14 protein-coding genes and 2 riboswitches are annotated in these 16,783 nt (G+C 70.4%); of the genes, 9 read left to right on the forward strand and 5 right to left on the reverse strand.

Going from position 1 to position 16,783, the window contains the following annotated elements:
* Nucleotides 1–138 precede the first annotated feature (138 nt).
* Together htpG and ACFVFQ_RS13485 are read left to right on the forward strand one after the other, a co-directional pair.
* Nucleotides 139–2,076 (forward strand): molecular chaperone HtpG, encoded by a 1,938-nt coding sequence (gene htpG / locus ACFVFQ_RS13480; RefSeq protein ID WP_383413810.1) that lies wholly within the window; start codon nucleotides 139–141, stop codon nucleotides 2,074–2,076.
* A 306-nt stretch (nucleotides 2,077–2,382) separates the two neighbouring features.
* Nucleotides 2,383–2,847, forward strand: a complete 465-nt coding sequence (locus ACFVFQ_RS13485; protein ID WP_383413813.1) for a hypothetical protein — start codon at nucleotides 2,383–2,385, stop codon at nucleotides 2,845–2,847.
* 173 nt (nucleotides 2,848–3,020) lie between these two features.
* Here the strand turns inward: ACFVFQ_RS13485 and ACFVFQ_RS13490 are convergent, their stop codons facing one another.
* Nucleotides 3,021–3,926, reverse strand: coding sequence for an NADP-dependent oxidoreductase (locus tag ACFVFQ_RS13490; protein WP_383413816.1), 906 nt, complete (start codon nucleotides 3,924–3,926; stop codon nucleotides 3,021–3,023).
* Nucleotides 3,927–4,222: 296 nt separating this feature from the next.
* Nucleotides 4,223–4,396: riboswitch (M-box (ykoK) riboswitch) on the forward strand.
* A gap of 367 nt (nucleotides 4,397–4,763) precedes the next feature.
* On the opposite strand from ACFVFQ_RS13490, the gene ACFVFQ_RS13495 reads away from it, so the two are divergent.
* The 3 genes from ACFVFQ_RS13495 (at nucleotide 4,764) to ACFVFQ_RS13505 (ending at nucleotide 6,101) form a co-directional block, all read left to right on the forward strand.
* On the forward strand, nucleotides 4,764–5,207 hold the full coding sequence (locus ACFVFQ_RS13495; protein WP_383413819.1) for a winged helix-turn-helix domain-containing protein: 444 nt from the start codon (nucleotides 4,764–4,766) through the stop codon (nucleotides 5,205–5,207).
* A gap of 71 nt (nucleotides 5,208–5,278) precedes the next feature.
* The gene (locus ACFVFQ_RS13500) at nucleotides 5,279–5,674 is read left to right on the forward strand and encodes a hypothetical protein (protein ID WP_383413822.1); all 396 of its coding nucleotides are present in this window, start codon (nucleotides 5,279–5,281) and stop codon (nucleotides 5,672–5,674) included.
* Entirely contained in the window at nucleotides 5,658–6,101 is a 444-nt protein-coding gene (locus ACFVFQ_RS13505) for an ArsR/SmtB family transcription factor (protein WP_383413825.1), read from the forward strand. Before ACFVFQ_RS13500 ends, ACFVFQ_RS13505 begins: the two co-directional genes overlap by 17 nt.
* 104 nt (nucleotides 6,102–6,205) lie before the next feature.
* Here the strand turns inward: ACFVFQ_RS13505 and ACFVFQ_RS13510 are convergent, their stop codons facing one another.
* Together ACFVFQ_RS13510 and ACFVFQ_RS13515 are read right to left on the reverse strand one after the other, a co-directional pair.
* Complete coding sequence (locus ACFVFQ_RS13510; RefSeq protein WP_383413828.1) at nucleotides 6,206–6,550, reverse strand: hypothetical protein; 345 nt, start codon at nucleotides 6,548–6,550, stop codon at nucleotides 6,206–6,208.
* Nucleotides 6,551–6,675: 125 nt separating this feature from the next.
* Nucleotides 6,676–8,331 (reverse strand): NRAMP family divalent metal transporter, encoded by a 1,656-nt coding sequence (locus tag ACFVFQ_RS13515; RefSeq protein WP_383413831.1) that lies wholly within the window; start codon nucleotides 8,329–8,331, stop codon nucleotides 6,676–6,678.
* Nucleotides 8,332–8,632: 301 nt separating this feature from the next.
* A riboswitch (M-box (ykoK) riboswitch) is annotated at nucleotides 8,633–8,806 on the reverse strand.
* A 235-nt stretch (nucleotides 8,807–9,041) separates the two neighbouring features.
* Here ACFVFQ_RS13515 and ACFVFQ_RS13520 point away from each other — a divergent pair.
* Both ACFVFQ_RS13520 and ACFVFQ_RS13525 read left to right on the forward strand, forming a co-directional pair.
* Complete coding sequence (locus ACFVFQ_RS13520) at nucleotides 9,042–9,395, forward strand: VOC family protein (protein ID WP_383413834.1); 354 nt, start codon at nucleotides 9,042–9,044, stop codon at nucleotides 9,393–9,395.
* A gap of 23 nt (nucleotides 9,396–9,418) precedes the next feature.
* A complete protein-coding gene (locus ACFVFQ_RS13525) occupies nucleotides 9,419–10,087 on the forward strand; it encodes a GNAT family N-acetyltransferase (RefSeq protein ID WP_383413837.1) in 669 nt (222 codons plus the stop codon).
* Nucleotides 10,088–10,523: 436 nt separating this feature from the next.
* Here the strand turns inward: ACFVFQ_RS13525 and ACFVFQ_RS13530 are convergent, their stop codons facing one another.
* Nucleotides 10,524–13,226: a GNAT family N-acetyltransferase gene (locus ACFVFQ_RS13530; protein WP_383413840.1), complete on the reverse strand. Its 2,703-nt coding sequence runs from the start codon at nucleotides 13,224–13,226 to the stop codon at nucleotides 10,524–10,526.
* A 215-nt stretch (nucleotides 13,227–13,441) separates the two neighbouring features.
* Nucleotides 13,442–14,128 (reverse strand): TetR/AcrR family transcriptional regulator, encoded by a 687-nt coding sequence (locus tag ACFVFQ_RS13535; RefSeq protein ID WP_383413842.1) that lies wholly within the window; start codon nucleotides 14,126–14,128, stop codon nucleotides 13,442–13,444.
* A gap of 155 nt (nucleotides 14,129–14,283) precedes the next feature.
* Here ACFVFQ_RS13535 and abc-f point away from each other — a divergent pair, with 155 nt between their 5' ends.
* The gene (gene abc-f, locus ACFVFQ_RS13540; RefSeq protein WP_383413845.1) at nucleotides 14,284–15,951 is read left to right on the forward strand and encodes a ribosomal protection-like ABC-F family protein; all 1,668 of its coding nucleotides are present in this window, start codon (nucleotides 14,284–14,286) and stop codon (nucleotides 15,949–15,951) included.
* Nucleotides 15,952–16,052: 101 nt separating this feature from the next.
* Nucleotides 16,053–16,700: a CatB-related O-acetyltransferase gene (locus ACFVFQ_RS13545; protein ID WP_383414376.1), complete on the forward strand. Its 648-nt coding sequence runs from the start codon at nucleotides 16,053–16,055 to the stop codon at nucleotides 16,698–16,700.
* The last annotated feature ends 83 nt before the right edge of the window (nucleotides 16,701–16,783 follow it).

Below are 16,783 nucleotides of genomic sequence, written 5' to 3' on the forward strand. Positions count from 1 at the left end.
GGTTTTGGCGGGTTTCGACGGATTCGCCGGTCGCTCTGACGGTCGAGGCTAGCGGAACGCTCCCGCCGCCCTGACGTGGTGTTTTACAGTGGCTGCCGCCAGTTCCGACAAAACAGGACCTGTGAGGTACGCGCGAACATGCCGACCGAAGCCTTTGAGTTTCAGGTAGAGGCCCGTCAGCTTCTCCAGCTGATGATCCACTCGGTCTACTCGAACAAAGACGTCTTCTTGCGGGAGCTCGTCTCCAACGCCTCCGACGCGCTGGACAAGCTGCGCCTGGAGAAGTTGAAGGACGACTCGCTCGACGCCGACGTGTCCGATCTGCACGTCGAGATCGACATCGACAAGGACGCCCGCACGCTGACCGTGCGGGACAACGGTGTCGGGATGTCGTACGACGAGGTCGGCCAGCTCATCGGCACGATCGCCAACTCGGGCACCGCGAAGTTCCTCCAGGAGCTGCGGGAGGCCAAGGACGCGGCCGGAGAGGAGGGGCTCATCGGCCAGTTCGGCGTCGGGTTCTACTCCGGCTTCATGGTGGCGGACGAGGTCACCCTGGTGACCCGGCGGGCCGGCGAGGACCGGGGCACCCGTTGGTCGTCGCGCGGCGAGGGCACGTACACGCTGGAGGCGGTCGACGACGCGCCGCAGGGCACCTCGGTCACGCTCCACCTCAAGCCGGCCGACCCGGAGAACCAGCTCCACGACTACACCTCCCCGTGGAAGATCAAGGAGATCATCAAGCGCTACTCGGACTTCATCACCTGGCCCATCCGGATGGCGTCCGAGGCCCCCGCCACGACCGGCGAGGGCGACGAGAACGCGGAGGGCGGCGAGGGCGACAAGGCGCCCGAGCCCGAGACGCTCAACTCCACCAAGGCGCTGTGGGCGCGCTCGCGCGACGAGGTGTCCGAGGAGGAGTACCACGAGCTGTACAAGCACGTCGGCCATGACTGGCGCGAGCCGCTGGAGACGATCCGGCTCCAGGCGGAGGGCACCTTCGAGTACCAGGCCCTGTTGTTCCTGCCGGCGCACGCTCCGCACGACCTGTTCACCCGGGAGTACAAGCGCGGGGTGCAGCTCTACGTCAAGCGCGTGTTCATCATGGACGACTGCGAGGCGCTGCTGCCGCCGTACCTCCGCTTCGTCAAGGGCGTCGTCGACGCGGCGGACCTCTCGCTCAACGTCTCCCGCGAGATCCTCCAGCAGGACCGTCAGATCGAGCGGATGCGGCGCCGGCTGACGAAGAAGGTGCTGTCCACCGTCAAGGAGATGATGGGCAAGGACCAGGAGCGGTACGCCACGTTCTGGCGGGAGTTCGGCGCGGTCCTCAAGGAGGGGCTGGTCACCGAGCCGGAGAACCAGGACGCCATCCTCGCCGTCGCATCGTTCGCGAGCACGCACGACGACACCGAGCCGACCACGCTCGCGCAGTACGTGGAGCGGATGAAGGACGGTCAGGACGTCATCTACTACCTGACCGGCGAGTCCCGGCAGGCCATCGAGAACTCCCCGCACATGGAGGCGTTCCGGGACCGGGGCATCGAGGTGCTGCTGCTCACCGACCCGGTGGACGAGGTGTGGGTCGACGCCATCGGCGAGTTCGAGGGCAAGTCGCTGCGGTCCGTCGCCAAGGGGCAGCTCGACCTCGACGGCGAGGACGAGAAGACCTCCGGCGAGGAGCGGGAGAAGCAGGCCGATGAGTTCGCCGGGCTGCTCGGCTGGATGAAGGAGCAGTTGGACGAGGACATCAAGGACGTGCGCCTGTCCTCCCGCCTCACCGTCTCCCCGGCCTGTGTCGTCTCCGACGCGAACGACCCGACGGCGGCGCTGGAGAACATGTACCGCGCGATGGGCCAGGAAGTGCCGCGCTCCAAGCGGATCCTGGAGCTCAACCCGGATCACGCGCTGGTGAAGGGCCTCAACGAGGCGTTCAAGGAGCGCGAGGACCGCACGCAGCTGACCGAGACCGCCGAGTTGCTGCACGGCCTGGCGGTGCTCGCCGAGGGCGGCCAGCCGAAGGAACCGGCACGGTTCGTCAAGCTGATGGCGGAGCGGCTGGAGCGGGCGCTGTAGCTCGTAGGGCGGCTTCGATGGGAGTCGGCGGCCTGGCTCAGGGGTGGCACTGCGGTGCCGAGCAGGCCGCCGGCTCGAAGTCCTACGCGGGGGCCGCGCGACTTGAGGGGCGTGCGGGCGGGCGTCTTCCCCTCGCCTCTTCCCGTTGCCTCGGTGCACCTCATCAGCGAGGAAAGGTCGCGAGAGGGAACGGTAACTTGCGGAAACTTTCCGTTCTCTTCCGACGTTACGGTGGACGACGACCTGATCGTTTGATGTGGGGCACGACGGCCGTGCCGTCTTGGGGGAAGTGAGCAACCAATGGCCATGGTGGGCCTGTTCTGGATCGCCGAGGGCGATGTGTACGTGGGCGCGAAGCCGTTCGGGGCGACGCCCGGCGTACGCCTGACCCCCGAGGGCGTGGTGGCCCTCGGCGAAGGCCAGTCCGGCCTGCACCTGTGGGAGGACGTGCACGCGCTGACGGTGGCGGACGTCCCCGTGAAGTCCCTGCTGCGACAGGTCGGCGCGGTCAAGGACATCGCCGTGCTCTTGGCCACGAATCTGGCCGCCATGGACACGGTCTCGGGCCGGGCGACCGGGGCGCCCCCGACGCTGACGGTGGGAGTGGAAACACCCGACGGGGGCCACAAGTTGACGGCCTACGTGGCCGCGGCCAACGGCTACTCCCAGACCGAGGTCGACCTCTCCCGAGCCCTGCTGTCCCGCCTCACGGAGGGCGCCGCGACGATGGCCACGACGCTGGCGGCGATGTCGGAGTGGGGTCGTGCCTAGGAGGACGGATCGCCGCGGAGCGCGGAGCGGGAGAAGCTGTTGCGCGCGTGGGCGGGCTGACGCCTTCCTCTTGAAGCGTGTCCTGTCCGACCAGGCCGTTGCCGCGCCTGGTACTCCGGCCCCGGGAGTGAGCCGGAGGACGAGGCGCGGCGCTGTGTAACGCTGTGCATCGCTCAGAAGTTCACGACGATCTTTCCGGTCAGGCCGCCTTGGAGATAGCGGTGGTGTGCGGCTTGGATCTCGTGGAGGCCGAAGGTGGCGTGTACGCGTAGCTTCAGGGCGCCGTTGTCGACGAGCTTGGTCAGTTCACCCAGTCCTGTTCCGTCCTCATGCACCTGGTTGACGGTGGTGCGGACGCCGCGTGCGGACAGGTCGGGGACCGGGCCGGCTTGGGTGGCGATCGACGCATAGCGGCCGCCGTCGGCCACGGCGTCGGTCAGGAAGGCGCCGAAGGTGTCGAAGACCGCGTCATAGCTGCGGTCTTGGAAGGCGTCGCGGTCGGTGCCGGCGAGGTCGGCTCCGTAGTCGCGGGCGAAGGCGATCTGTGCGTCCCGTGAGACCAGGGCGTCGACGGTGACTCCGCGTGCGCGCGCTATCTGCAACGCCAACCCGCCGACCGCACCCGCGGCACCGGCGATCAACAGCCGCTGGCCGGCGGACACCTCAAGCCAGTCCAGTGTCTGCGACGCCGTCAGCCCGGGCAGCGGCAAGGTGGCGGCCTCGACCAGGCTGACCGCCTGCGGGGCCGGGGCCACCGCCTGGGCCGGAAGTACCACCAGGTCGGCCCAGGTCCCGCGGCCGGAGCCGAGCTGGTGCGACATCGCGATGACCCGCTCCCCCGCCCGCAGCCCGCTGTTCCCTCCATCGACGACGATCCCGGCCAAGTCCCAACCGAGTTGCAGCGGCAGGGGCGGCGTCCCCTCGCCGATGGCGCCCTCCCGCGTCTTGTCGTCGACGGGGTTGATGCTCGTGGCGACGGCCCGGATCAACACCTCCCCCGGCGCCGGTTCCGGTTGGGCGGCGTCGACGAGGCGGAGGACGTCGGGTGTGCCAAAGCGATCGATCTGTATGGCGCGCACGGGGAACCTTTCACACAACTACTGCCGATTCACACAACTACTGCTGATGTGTTGTGCAACCCGTGCCGTGATCGCGGGATTCCCCGACCGGCCCGCCAACCTCCGCCTCCCAGCGAGGGGTTGGCTGAGAGGCGGAGGGTGGCGCCACTCTGCAGGGGGTGGCGGACCAGCCCGCACCGACGGAGCGAGGCGTCCCTTCACGCCTTCGGTATCGGGCACGAGGAGGGGACCGTCAAGGCTTGGTCAACAAGTTGCGTTGATGTGCAAGTATCAGGCAGGCTTGAGGACGTTTGAAGGAGGCACCTCGTTCGGTGAGGCGTCTGCACGGACACAGGCCACTGACCCCACGACGTCGAGAGACGCCCAGGTTCAGGACAGGTCTCCCCGACCTAAGGGGTGACCCCAAGTGGCTTCCCTTGTACGGGGATTACGCCGTGCAGTGCCAAAGCTCTGACGAGTAGGGGTGAACCGGCCGTGCGGGCTGGTCCGCTCGCTGCCGAGTCGTACGGCGCGCTCGCGCGCCCCGGCCGGAAGGAGGCGAGAAACATGGACGGCAGTAGTTGCAGTAGTTGCGATGGTTGCAGCAGTCCGGGGCACAGTAGGTCGTCTACCCGTATGACTTTCTCGGTCTCCGGTACGCGGTAACACCACTCCCCCGACGCGTTCGCGAACGCTCTTTGCCAGGCACCCGTGCGGCTTTCGCCGACCCGGGCGGTCGGGCTGCGCGCTCGCGTGGCGGGCGGCTTCCGCACGCCTCAACCCCGCTCCCAGACCAGGCACATGGCGGGGCCTCGCCATGCCCTTCGCCACCACGCCCCCGATCCGAGGGAAACAACCATGAACCTCCACCACCGACCGCTCCGCCACACCCTGCTCGCCCGCACCTCCAGCGCGCGTCGACGCCACGCGGCCGTTCCGCGCCCGCTGCCTTCCCCGCACGAGCCCGCCGATCTGCCCAGGGCGCCGGTCCACCGCATCCGCGGCCTCGTCGTCGACTGCGAAACCCGAAAGGTGTCGGTCGGCGGACAGCAACTCAAGCTCACCTGCATGGAGTTCGAGCTGCTGGCGTACCTGGTGGCCAACCGGCGCCGGGTCTACAGCCGCGAGCAGTTGATGGCGTTGGTGTGGCAGCAGACCGCCGTAGGGGACCTGCGCACGATCGACGTGCACATCGCCCGCCTGCGACGGAAGCTGGGCCCCGGGCATCGGGCGCTGATCCGCACCGTGCGGCAGGTCGGCTACGCCTTCGAGCCGTCGGCCACCGCCACGCCCCGCCCCTGATGAACGAAGCCCGGCGACCGGCTCGTTGGGGGTCGCCCTCCCGCAACGCTGAGCATGCAAGGGATACCGTCATGCGATTCCTGCCCCGTTCCCTCCTCAGGCAGACCAAGCGCCCCGACACCGGGGCGACGGCCGTTCGCCCCCGCGAGCTGGTCACCCTCCATGTCCACTGTGACCAGGGCGCCGAGACCCACATACGCGCGCTGTGCGTGCTGGCCCTGAGCCGGCCCGGTGCTCGCGTCGAGGCCGTGCGCGTCGACCCGTCCGACGCGTTCACCACTCACCTACAGCTGATGGTCACGCTGGACAGCACGGCAACCGGCCTGCTGGACCGACTCGTCGACATGCTCTCCGGCATGCCGCCCGTCCGCGACCTGCACTGGCACCGGGCCCCGGACCGGCACGACGATCCGCGCGCCCTCGCCTCCGCGCTGGAAAGGGGAGCGTTCGGTGCATGCGCTCACTGAGTCCGACGCGTCCTTCCTTCCGGCGCGCACGGCGGCAGCTCCGCTCGCCGCGCCGCTGACGGTCGCCGAAATCACCGCCGTGACAGCGTTGTTGAAGGCGGTGGCCGGCCCGATCCGACTGCGGTTGCTCCAGGCTCTGGCCGAGGAGCGGGAGCTTGCCATCGGGGAGCTGACGGAGCGCGTCGGCGCCCCCTACGCCGCCGTCTCCGAGCACCTCGGGCGCCTGCGGGCCGCGGGACTGGTCGGGGTGCGCCGCAGCGGCCACCGCGTGCTCTACCGCACCACCAACCCGCACCTCCCGACGCTGCTCACCGCCGCCCGGCGCCTGGCGGCCCGCCCGGCTCCGGTGCGGCCGGACGCCACGGTTGAACACACGGCGGAGCGACGGCACACGGAGATACAGCACATGCAGATACCGCACACGTAGATACGGCACACGGAGATACGGCACACGGAGATACGGCACAGCGAGGCGGTCGGCGACGCGGGGGCGTGGACCCCGCAGTCGTCGACCGCCTCGCTGAATCGGCCTTATCTGACCGGAGATTCGGCGGTAGCGGCGTCGGCGATGCGCTCGGCCGCGGCCAGCGGAAGGTCGGCGTAGTGCGCTAGCCAGTGGGCGTCGTGGCCCTGGTGGGCGAGGAGGTAGGCCAGGTGCACGCGCGGTTCGTACCTGGCGCACGGGCCCGAGGGGCTGGGGCAGGTACTGGGGACGTCGAGCAGGTAGCCCTGCTCGATGCCGTCGTGCAGGGCCAACTGGAGGTGTCGGCAGGGGTGGTTGTGGTGGGTGGTGTGCGGGGCTGGCCGGCCGTCGGTGACGTGGTGCTGCCGGCGGGCCGGTGCGGTGAGCTTGGTGAGGTGCGGGAGAAGGCGCACGGGTGTCCTCCCTTCTCCGTGAGGGGGTGATGAGGGGTGATGAGCGGGTAATGGGGGGTGACGGCGGGCGGGGAGGGTCCGCCGCCACCCCGGTAGGGGAAGGGTCAAGTGCCGTCGTGGGAACGTCAGTTGCCGAGCGCGACCTCGACGATCTTGACGACGACGAGGACCATCGCGATCAGCAGATAGGTGCGCAGGGCGCCCATGCCGAGCTTGCGGCCGGTGGACATGGTCGGCCGGGTCAGCGTGGCGAGCGGCGGCATCCGCCATGAGTCGCGGCCGGTGCGGTCGATCGGGTCTTCCTTGGTGGCGGTGCGCCGGCGGGTGAAGGCGTAGCCGGCGGCCAGTACCCCGGCGACGCCGCAGCCGGCCATGATGTCGAGGATCGCGCCCGCGCTGATGTCCGGGAAGAGCACCGAGGCGGTCAGGATGATCGACAGCGACACCAGGACGCCGACGACCGCCGCGGTGAAGGCGTTGGTCTTGGGCCCGTTCACCCACGGTCCGAGGACCTGCTTGTCGTTGCAGAGCAGCAGCAGGAAGACCGTGGCGGACGGGAGCAGCACGCCGGCGAGCGTCTGCACGCCCTGGGTGAGCAGGCCGAGCGGGGAGCCGGGGATCAGCACGATGGTGGCCGCCGTCGCGACCAGGCCGGCGTAGACGGCGTAGAAGCCCTTGGCGCCGCCGACGCCGCGGTGCAGGGAGTGCTTGATGCCGAAGACGTCGCCGATGGCGTAGGCGGTGGACAGGGAGACGGCGAAGGCGCCGATGATCGCCGCGTCCAGCAGGGCGATCGCGAAGAGCACTCCGGCGACCTTGCCGGCCTTGGCCTCGATGCCGGTGATCAGGCCCGCGGTGTCGGTGAAGTTGCCGAACCCCTTGGTGCCGGCGAACGCGGTGGCGACCAGGCCCATCATGGCGGCCGCGCCGATGATCACGACGGCGATGCCGATCCACAGGTCGGCCTTCTCGTACTTCATGAAGCGCGGGGTGATGCGCTTGTCGATGACGTAGGACTGCTGGAAGAAGAGCTGCCAGGGGGCGACGGTGGTGCCGACGATGCCGATGATCAGCAGCATGACGGTGGCCAACTGCCCGCTGCCGCCGGGGATGACGGGGATCACGAAGTCGTGCGCCATCTGCGACGTCTTGGGGTGGAGCATGAAGTAGAGCGGCACCAGGAGCAGCGAGGCGGCGCACAGCGCGACCGCGATCCGCTCGAAGCGGCGGAAGGAGCCGGTGAACGCGGACGCGATGATGATGGCGGCGGCCAGGATCACCGAGCCGGTCTTCGGCAGACCCAGGTAGTCGGCGGCCATGGTGATGCCGATGAACTCCGTGACGAGCGTGAGGGCGTTGAGCAGGAACAGGTCGATGACGGAGAACGCGCCCCAGAACTTCCCGAACCGCTCCAGGATCAGGCGGGCGTGCCCGACTCCGGTGACGGCGCCGAGTCGGAGCACCATCTCCTGGTTGACGTAGAGGACGGGAATGAGCAGGAGCAGGGTCCACAGCAGGTGGGTGCCGTAGTTCTGGCCGGCCTGGCCGTAGGTGGCGAAGGCGCCGGCGTCGTTGTCGCCGACCATCACGATCAGGCCCGGGCCGACTATCGCGAGCAGCGTCTTGAGCTTGGCGGACAGGCCCCGCCGCGGGGCGGTGTCGTCGTGCCGGATGGTGCCGAGCGCGCCGCGGATGTCGCCGATGTGCGCGTCGTCGAGTACCGCGGTGGACTGCGGCGGAGTCGGTGGCGTGGCGGTGGTGGTCGTGGTCAGGTCGGACATGAAAGCCTCCCGTCCCCCATCGGGGGAGGTTTGGGGTACGCAGCAGCGATCCCCCCTGCGAGCGCGCAGCACAGCGCCCCGGCACGGCCGGTGGCCGCACGGGTGCGTGGGGGGAGGGTGCTATTTCGCGCAGGGGAGGTTGTTACCGCGTACCGGAGGTCGGAGAAGACATACGGATACGGGGCCGACTGTGGCCCGGACTACTGCAATGACCGTCCATGGTGTCTCTCGCCTCCTTCCGGCCGGGGCGCACGCGGGCGCCGAACGGACACGGCAAAGAGCGGACCAGTCCACGATGACTGGCTCACCCCAACTCGTCAGAGCTTTGGCACTTCTCGGCGTAATCCCCTTGCCGGGGAAGCCACTTGGGGTCACCCCTTAGGTCGGGGAGACCTGTCCTGAACCTGGGCGTCTCTCGACGTCGTGGGGTCAGTGGCCTGTGTCCGCGAAGACGCCTCACCGAACGAGGTGCCTTGGTTCCTCTCTTCGAACGGCTGAAATCCTACCCCCGTACTTGCGTCGGTACGCAACTCTTTGACTCAACCTTGACCGGCAGCCCGCCGAAAGGGGTGCCCTAGGATCGGGGCGCCGCCGCTAACTGGCCGTAACCAGACGGGACTTGACGGCCGTCGGCCCGCCGGAACGGCCTCGGCGCCGCGGCTTCTCCGAAATGCCGGTGCCCGAAAGCCCGGCCGGCTTATCGTCGGCGGATGACTTGGGAATGGGAAGCGGTAGTTGTCCATGCGGTGGATCCGGCGGCCTTGGGGCAGTGGTGGGCCGAGGCGCTTGGTTGGGTGGTGGTGCACTCCTCTGACGAGGAGTTCGAGATCCGCCCGGAGCCGGATCGCCTGCCGGGGTTGAACTTCGTGGTGATTGACGAGCACAAGAAGGCCAAGAGCCGGCTGCATCTCGACTTCAGGCCCGATGACCAGGAGGCCGAGGTGGCTCGACTGGTGGCTCATGGCGCCCGGCATGTCAATATCGGGCAGGGCGACCAGTCGTGGGTGGTCTTGGCGGACCCGGAAGGCAACGAGTTCTGCATCCTTGGTCAGCGACGTCAGTGAGTGGATCCGCAAGCGAGTAGTGAGTGGATCCGCAAGTGCATGAGGTGCGTGTTCGCCCCGCCGGCGAGGGCGACTTGACCGCCCTCGTCGGTCTCCGCGACGACGCGGCGCGCTGGATGCTGGCGCGCGGCATCACCGGGCAGTGGCGACCAGGAGAGCTGGACGAGGGCCACTTCCGTCGGGTCATGGCAAAGGGCGAGGTCTGGCTCGCGGAGGTCGGCGGGCGGATCGCCGGTGCCTGGGAACTGTGGTGGACGGATGAGACTGCCTGGGGTCCGCAGCCACCCGTCGCCGGCTATGTGCACCGGCTCATGGTGGATCGGAAGGTCGCCGCGCCTGGAACGGGGAGGCTGCTGCTGACGGCGGCGGAAGAGCGCGTGGCTGCGGTCGGCCGGGAGCGCGTGCGCCTGGACTGTTTGGCCGGCAATGTGCCGCTCAACGCCTATTACGAGAACGCCGGTTACCGCGTGGTCGGCCACAAGGCGGGCAAGCCGCAGCCGGGCGGGGCGCCCAAGTCGTTCACGCTATGGGAGAAGCAGCTTCGGGGTCGTCGTCAGGCTTCCCCGGCCAGTGCCGGACTCCGCGGAGCACGCCCAGGAACGCCCGTTCCGCGGGCGACAGGAGGCGGTCTCGGCGGCGGACAGGCTGATCGGGCGGAGGCGCGGGGCCGGGGTGACGGCAGAGGGCGGTGAGGTGGACGGCCCGCCGGATCGGCCCCAGCGCCCGCCACGCGGGCAGGGCGGTGGCTGCGGCGGCCACCGCCCTGCCCGCGTCCGCACCGCCGGACTCGGTGAACTCCCCGAGGGTGTCGCGGAGGTCGGCCGGGTTGCGGTTGGTCCGGGTGCTTCCCGATGTGGCCGGCGTCCACCGGCCGTCGATGAAGTTCAGCAGATGGTGCGCCGCCACCGGTTGCCGTTGCGGTCCGTAGGCCATGTCCTGCTCCTTCGTCGCACGTCTGGGTGCCGCCAGGCTGTCCCAGTGCGCGGCCGGGCACCATCCACGGCTTGCGAATGCCGGCGATAGCCGGCGCCTATCGGGGGGCGACGGCCTACGACGGGGCTCGGCCAACTCCGGCCCGACCAGGGCGCGTTCAACAACAGCTCCAACATCCCCAACGCACCGTCGGCTTCACGGAAGGCGGCGCAGATAGGGATCGGTCGGTCGACGCGGCAGCAGGCGGATGCGCGCGTCGACGACGGTGCTGCCGTCGGGGCGGGCGATGACGGGGGCGCATCGGGCCTCGGCGAGTTCGGGGAGGTCGTCAGCCATCTGGGAGAGGCGGGCCAACAGGTCCTTGAGGGAGGTCGGATCGGCCGGTGGGGCGCAGTGGGGTGTGGTGAGCAGGTCGTGGAGGTCGGTGTCGGTGAGGGGGGCGAGACGGGCGACGTGGTCGGTGAGGAGTGCGCCGGGGGTGTCTGCGGAGCCGAAGACGACCAGCGCACCGAAGACCTCGTCTTGGACGACGCCGGCCAGGAGTTCGGTGCCGCGTTCCGCCATCGGTTGGACCAGCGCGCCGGTCATCGCCGTGCCGAGGCGGGCGGTCAGCTCGCGGAAGGCCGTCCGTAGGGCGTGGCGGCCGCGGAGGTCGAGGAACACGCCGTCGCGCTGGGACGTGTGGACGAGGTCGGGGCCCTGGGCCTTGAGGGCCACCGTGCCGGAGCGGCTGGCCAGTCGGGCGGCGGCGTCGACGGCTTCCTCTTCGGTGGTGACGTATGCCTGGGGAAGGCGCGGGATGCCGTAGTGGTCCAGGAGTTGGACGGTCCGGCGGGCGTCCAGCCAGCCGCCGGCCGGGGCCTCGGCGAGGAACTCGGCGACCAGCGCGCGGGCCCCGGTGGAGTCGACGCCGACCGGTTCCACGGGGCGGCCCGGCGGTCGGGCCAACCACTGGGCGCGCGCCACGGCATGGCGCAGCGCGCGGGCCGCCGACTGCGCCTCGCCATACGAGGGGACGGGCCGTCCGTCGTCCGTGTGCAGCAGCCGGATGCGTTCGGGCTGGTCGGGACGGACGGCGAGAATCGGGCAACGCCCGCCGGGGGAAGTGGGGTTGGCGGGAGACAGGGAGGAGGTGAGTGCGGCGATCGGGTCGGTACCCGCCGCCGCAGTGGTCAGGGCAGTGGGGACCAGCGCGACGAGGATGGCGTCCACGGCTCCGGAGGCGGCGAGGCGTTCCAGGCATCGGCGCAGGGCCTGCGCGGTCACGGCCGGGGTGGCGTCGATCGGGTTGCCGGCGGTGGCGCCCGCCGGGAGCTGGCCGAGGAGTTCCTCCGTGAGGCCCAACGGCAGCTCAGGCACGGCGAGTTCGGCGCCCGCGCACGCGTCAGCGGCCAGTACGCCGACGCCGGCCGCGTTGGAGATCACGGCGACCCGCGGGCCGCCCGGCAACGGCTGGGAGTGCAACAGGGCCGCGGTGTCCAGGAGTTCGCCGAGGGTGTCGGTGGCGGTGATGCCGGCCTGTCGGAAGAGTGCCCGCCGGGTCATGGTCGGGGTGGCCGCGGCCACGGTGTGGGAGGCGGCGGCCCGGCGGCCGGCCGTCGAACGCCCCGCGTCGACGGTGAGCACCGGCATCCGCCGGGTGACGCGCCGCGCGGTGCGCGAGAAGGCGCGGGGGTTGCCGAACGACTCCAGGTGCAGCAGGGCCAGTTCGGTCCGGCCGTCGCACTCCCACCACTGAAGGAGGTCGTTGCCGCTGACGTCCCGCTCGTCGCCGAGCGAGACGAAGCTGGAGACGCCGATACCCAGTCGGGACAGCCCATCCAGGAGCGCGATCCCGACGCCGCCCGAATGGACGGCGATGCCGGCCGTGCCGGGCAGCGGTCGGTCCGCGGCGAGGGTCGCGTTCAGGCTGACGTCGGGGGCGGTGTTGGCGATGCCCAGGCAGTGGGGACCGACCATCCGCATGCCCCATCGGCGGCAGGCCGCCGTCAACTCCGCGGTGCGGACGGCGTCGAGGCCGGCGCTCGCCACCGCCAGGGCCTTCACCCCGGCGCGGCCGCACTCTTCGGCGACCCGGGGAACGGCGTCGGCCGGCACCGCCAGGACGGCGAGGTCCGGCGGGTGCGGCAGGTCGCCGACGGACGCGAACGCCGGGAGGTGCAGGACGGCGTGGGCGTGCGGATTGACCGGGTGGAGGAGTCCACGGAAGTGGCCCTCGCGCAGGTTGTGCAGGAGGGCCCGTCCTACCGAACCGGGCTTGGTTCCGGCACCGATGACGGCGACCGAACGGGGCCGCAGCAGCGGCCGCAGGCTCGCGGTGCCGGCGGTGCGCCACCTCAAGTCCACGGCCAAGCGGTACTGCTCGTCGGGTTCGAGGCTGATCACGCCGTGCACGGTGGTGCCGTCGTACCGCCGGGTGACACGCAGACCGAGGTCGGCCAGGATGCGGTGGACGGGGTGGTTGTCCGCGAGCACGTCGACGGTGAAGGCGGTGACACCGTTCTCCCGGGCGGTGTGCACGAGGTGTTCCAACAGCAGGGTGCCCACACCCCGGCGGTGGAAGTCGTCGGCGACGGCCAGAGCGATCTCGGCGGTGCTCGGGTCGTCGTCGGTCTCGTACTCGGCGACGCCGACCAGCCGGTCGGCGTGCAGCGCGACGAGGGTGCGGTGTCCGGGGCCGCCGGGGGTGCACAGCCGGTCGGCGGCCCGTTCGCCGGAGCGCCGGCTGACCATGAAGAACCGGTTCCGCAGGCTGTCCGCGGACATCTCGCCGTAGAGGCGCAGCACTTGCTCGCGGTCCGTCGGGTCCGCCGGCCGCAGCCGGACCGTACTTCCGTCGGCGAGCAGCGCACAGACCGCCGCGCTCACGGTGCGGACGGCGGTGGCCGTGTCCGTCATGGCACCTTCTCCTCCCTGCGCCCCACTGTTCCGTCGCCACGGGCTGCGACATCTTCAGCGTGCGGGCCCCAACCCGGCCCGCGACAGGGGCCGTCCGACCCCAAACACCCGCCGGCCGGCCGGGGGCTTCCGCCGTCAGCGCGCGTATCCGCGCATCCGCGTGAACGTGAGCGCGAGCGTGCACGCGCAGAGGCCCCGCGCCGCTCAACTTCCGCTCATTCTCCGTCCGTTGACCGCGGCTTGGCGAAGGCGCCGGCCGCCGCGGCGAGGGCGGCGGTTTTGGCTGCGCGGGCGGGGAGTTGCGGGTCGGGGGCCGTGCGGAGGAGGAGCAGTTGGTGGTAGGGCGGGGCGGTGGCGGCGAGGAGGAGTTGCCTGGCGTCGGTGTCGGGTGGGAGTTCGCCGCGTTGGACGGCACGGGCGACGACGATCTCGCAGCGGGCGTATCGGTCCTCCCAGAGCCGCTGCTGGGCTTCGGCGGCCTTCTCGGAGCGGAACGAGGCGGCGATCAGGGCGGTCACGACCGGTGGTTGGGCCGTGAGGGCCGTCTGGATCTCCTCGTTCAGCGCGGTCAGGTCGCCCTCCAGTGAACCGGTGTCCGCTGGCTGCCAGTCGTCGTCGCCCGCCGCGTCGAGGACGTCGGCGAGCAGGCCGCCGACGTCTCCCCAGCGCCGGTAGACCGTGGTGCGGTGCACGCCGGCGCGGGCGGCGACGGTGTCCGTGGTGAGGGCGTCATAGCCGTGTTCGCCGAGTTCGGCGAGGACCGCGTCGAGCACCTGCCTGCGGATGCGAGCGGTGCGGCCGCCGGGACGCCGCCGGGGCGGCGTCTGGGCGCCTTCTGATTCCGGGGTTGGGGTTGGTTCTTGGGGTGGCCCTGGAGTTGGTTCATTGCCTGTGGGAGTCATCACTGGATATCCGATTGCTCAGGGGGCGGTGCTGTGCCAACATCTTAAAGTAGCAGTTGTCGCACTAGGAGAGTGACCGATGTTCTTCCAAAGCGTTCGCCCGGCCACGCGGCCCTTGATGACCGCCTCGTTCTCGAATGCTTTGGAGCCCTCGTATGCCTACCCAGATCACCGCGCTCGCCGTCAGCAAGTCCTTCCATGGCAGGGTCGTTCTTGACTCGGTGACCTGCTCGCTCGCCGCGGGCGAACGGACCGGGATCATCGGCGAGAACGGCTCGGGCAAGACCACCCTGCTGCGCCTGCTCGCCGGGCGTGAACGGCCCGATCAGGGCGAGGTCGTCGTCCAGGCCACCGGCGGCGTCGGCTATCTCGCCCAGGACGCACGGATGGCGCCGCAGGCGACCGTCCAGCAGGTCATCGACCGGGCGTTGAGCGATCTGCGCGCCGTCGAGGAGCGCATGCGCCGCCTGGAGGGCGCGATGGCCGACGGCGACGAGTCGGTCCTGGCCGAGTACGGCGAGTTGGTGACCGTCTTCGAACTGCGCGGCGGTTACGACGCCGACGCCCGCGTGGAGCGCGCCCTGCACGGTCTCGGCCTGGGGCTGGTGGGCCGCGACCGGACCGTGGGCGGCCTGTCCGGCGGCGAACGCGTCAGGTTGCGGCTCGCGGCCGTCCTGGCGGCCGCTCCGGAGGTGCTGCTGCTGGACGAACCGACCAACCACCTCGACGACTCCGCCCTGAACTGGTTGGAAGACCATCTCCGCGCCCGGCGCGGCACCACGGTGACGGTCTCTCATGACCGGGTCTTCCTGGAGCGGGTCGCCACCAGCCTGTTGGAGGTGGACGCCGATCGGCGCCGCGTCGTCCGGTACGGCAACGGCTACGCGGGCTACCTCGCCGAGAAGGCGGCGGCCCGGCAGCGTTGGGCCCAGGCACACGACCGGTGGCGAACCGACCTCGCCAGGCTCCGCGAGATCGCGGCGACCACCGCCCGCCAAGTGGCCCCCGGCCGTCCCATGAAGGACGGCAACAAGATGGCCTACGACCGGGCGGGCGGCCGGGTGCAGCAGTCGCTGGCCAGACGGGTGCGCAATGCCGAGGAACGGTTGCGCCGTCTGCTCGCCGACCCCGTGCCGCCCCCACCGGAACCGCTGCGCTTCACTCCCGTACTGCGGGCCCGCCGCCTGGAGGGCGTCGTACTCGACGCCACCGACGTCGCCGTCACGGGACGGCTCGACCGCACGAGCCTCACCGTCAAGGCGGACGAACGCCTGCTGATCACGGGCCCGAACGGGGCGGGCAAGAGCACCCTGCTCCGCGTCCTGGCCGGGGAGATCGCACCCGACGGCGGGAGCGTCATCCGCCGCGGCAGGATCGGCTACCTCCCCCAGGAGCCGCGCCCCGGAAAACCGGAGGAGACCGTACTGGCCGCCTTCGCCCGTGGCCGGGCCGGATTCGGGGGCGGGGATGGGGATGGGGATGGGAGTGAGGGTGGGGGTGGGGAGATCGATGGGCACGCGGTGCGGCTGATGTCTTTGGGCCTCTTCGACCGCGAGCAACTCACCGTTCCCGTCGGCAGGTTGTCCACCGGGCAGTTGCAACGCCTGGCCCTGGCGCGCCTGCTGAGCGAGCCGTCGGAGGTCCTGTTGCTCGACGAACCCACCAACCATCTGTCACCCGCCCTCGTCGAGGACCTGGAAACCGCACTGGACGGGTACGACGGCGCCCTCGTCATCGTCAGCCACGATCGGCGGCTGCGACGGCGCTGGCGGGGCAACCGCCTGGACATACCGGCGACCGGGGCGTCCGCGGCCGAGTGCTGAGTCCTCCGGACCCGCAGAAACCCCTCATGCCAGACACCACCTCAGAAAGGAAGCCATCCTTGATGCCGCCTGTTCCCGCCGACCCCACCGTGGTGCACCCGATGCCCGACCAGCCGCGCGTGGTGCTGCTCAAGCCCCTCGTCACCTCCCCACTGATCGAGGTCGGTGACTTCTCCTACTACGACGATCCCCACGACCCGACCGCCTTCGAGACCCGCAACGTGCTGTACCACTACGGGCCGGAGAAGTTGGTCATCGGGAAGTTCTGCGCGCTGGGCGAGGGCGTGCGGTTCATCATGAACGGCGCCAACCACCGTATGGACGGCCCCTCGACGTTCCCGTTCCCCATCATGGGCGGTTCCTGGGCCGAGCACTTCGACCTGATCACCGGCCTGGAAGGACGGGGCGACACCGTGGTGGGGCACGACGTCTGGTTCGGTTACCGGTCCATGGTGATGCCCGGCGTCCGTATCGGCCACGGGGCGATCATCGCCTCCGGCGCCGTGGTCGTCGACGACGTCCCCGACTACGGCATCGTCGGCGGCAACCCCGCCCGCGTCATCCGTCGCCGCTACAGCGACCCAGACATCGAACGGCTGCTGGCCCTCGCCTGGTGGGACTGGCCGCTCCCCCACCTCACCGCGCACGTCCGCACTCTCATGTCCGGCAGCATCGATGACTTGGAGGCGGCGGCGGCCGAACTCACGGAGGAGAGGGAGGAGAGGGAAGTGGCGGAAGAGACGGAATAGCCGGACGGCCGGACGGCCGTCACGGTCCGAGCGCGAGGTCCATCGCCCCACTCCCCCAACCCGCCCCTCCCCGCTCAGAATCG

It is taken from the genome of Streptomyces sp. NPDC057743 (assembly GCF_042798755.1).
Lineage (GTDB): Bacteria > Actinomycetota > Actinomycetes > Streptomycetales > Streptomycetaceae > Streptomyces.

Excerpts from the sequence above, each read along its gene's own strand:
- htpG (WP_383413810.1), top strand. The coding sequence starts at position 139 with ATGCCGACCGAAGCCTTTGAGTTTCAGGTAGAGGCCCGTCAGCTTCTC.
- ACFVFQ_RS13485 (WP_383413813.1), top strand. The coding sequence starts at position 2,383 with ATGGTGGGCCTGTTCTGGATCGCCGAGGGCGATGTGTACGTGGGCGCG.
- ACFVFQ_RS13495 (WP_383413819.1), top strand. The coding sequence starts at position 4,764 with ATGAACCTCCACCACCGACCGCTCCGCCACACCCTGCTCGCCCGCACC.
- ACFVFQ_RS13500 (WP_383413822.1), top strand. The coding sequence starts at position 5,279 with ATGCGATTCCTGCCCCGTTCCCTCCTCAGGCAGACCAAGCGCCCCGAC.
- ACFVFQ_RS13515 (WP_383413831.1), bottom strand. The coding sequence starts at position 8,331 with ATGTCCGACCTGACCACGACCACCACCGCCACGCCACCGACTCCGCCG.
- ACFVFQ_RS13520 (WP_383413834.1), top strand. The coding sequence starts at position 9,042 with ATGACTTGGGAATGGGAAGCGGTAGTTGTCCATGCGGTGGATCCGGCG.
- ACFVFQ_RS13530 (WP_383413840.1), bottom strand. The coding sequence starts at position 13,226 with ATGACGGACACGGCCACCGCCGTCCGCACCGTGAGCGCGGCGGTCTGT.
- ACFVFQ_RS13535 (WP_383413842.1), bottom strand. The coding sequence starts at position 14,128 with ATGACTCCCACAGGCAATGAACCAACTCCAGGGCCACCCCAAGAACCA.
- abc-f (WP_383413845.1), top strand. The coding sequence starts at position 14,284 with ATGCCTACCCAGATCACCGCGCTCGCCGTCAGCAAGTCCTTCCATGGC.
- ACFVFQ_RS13545 (WP_383414376.1), top strand. The coding sequence starts at position 16,053 with ATGCCCGACCAGCCGCGCGTGGTGCTGCTCAAGCCCCTCGTCACCTCC.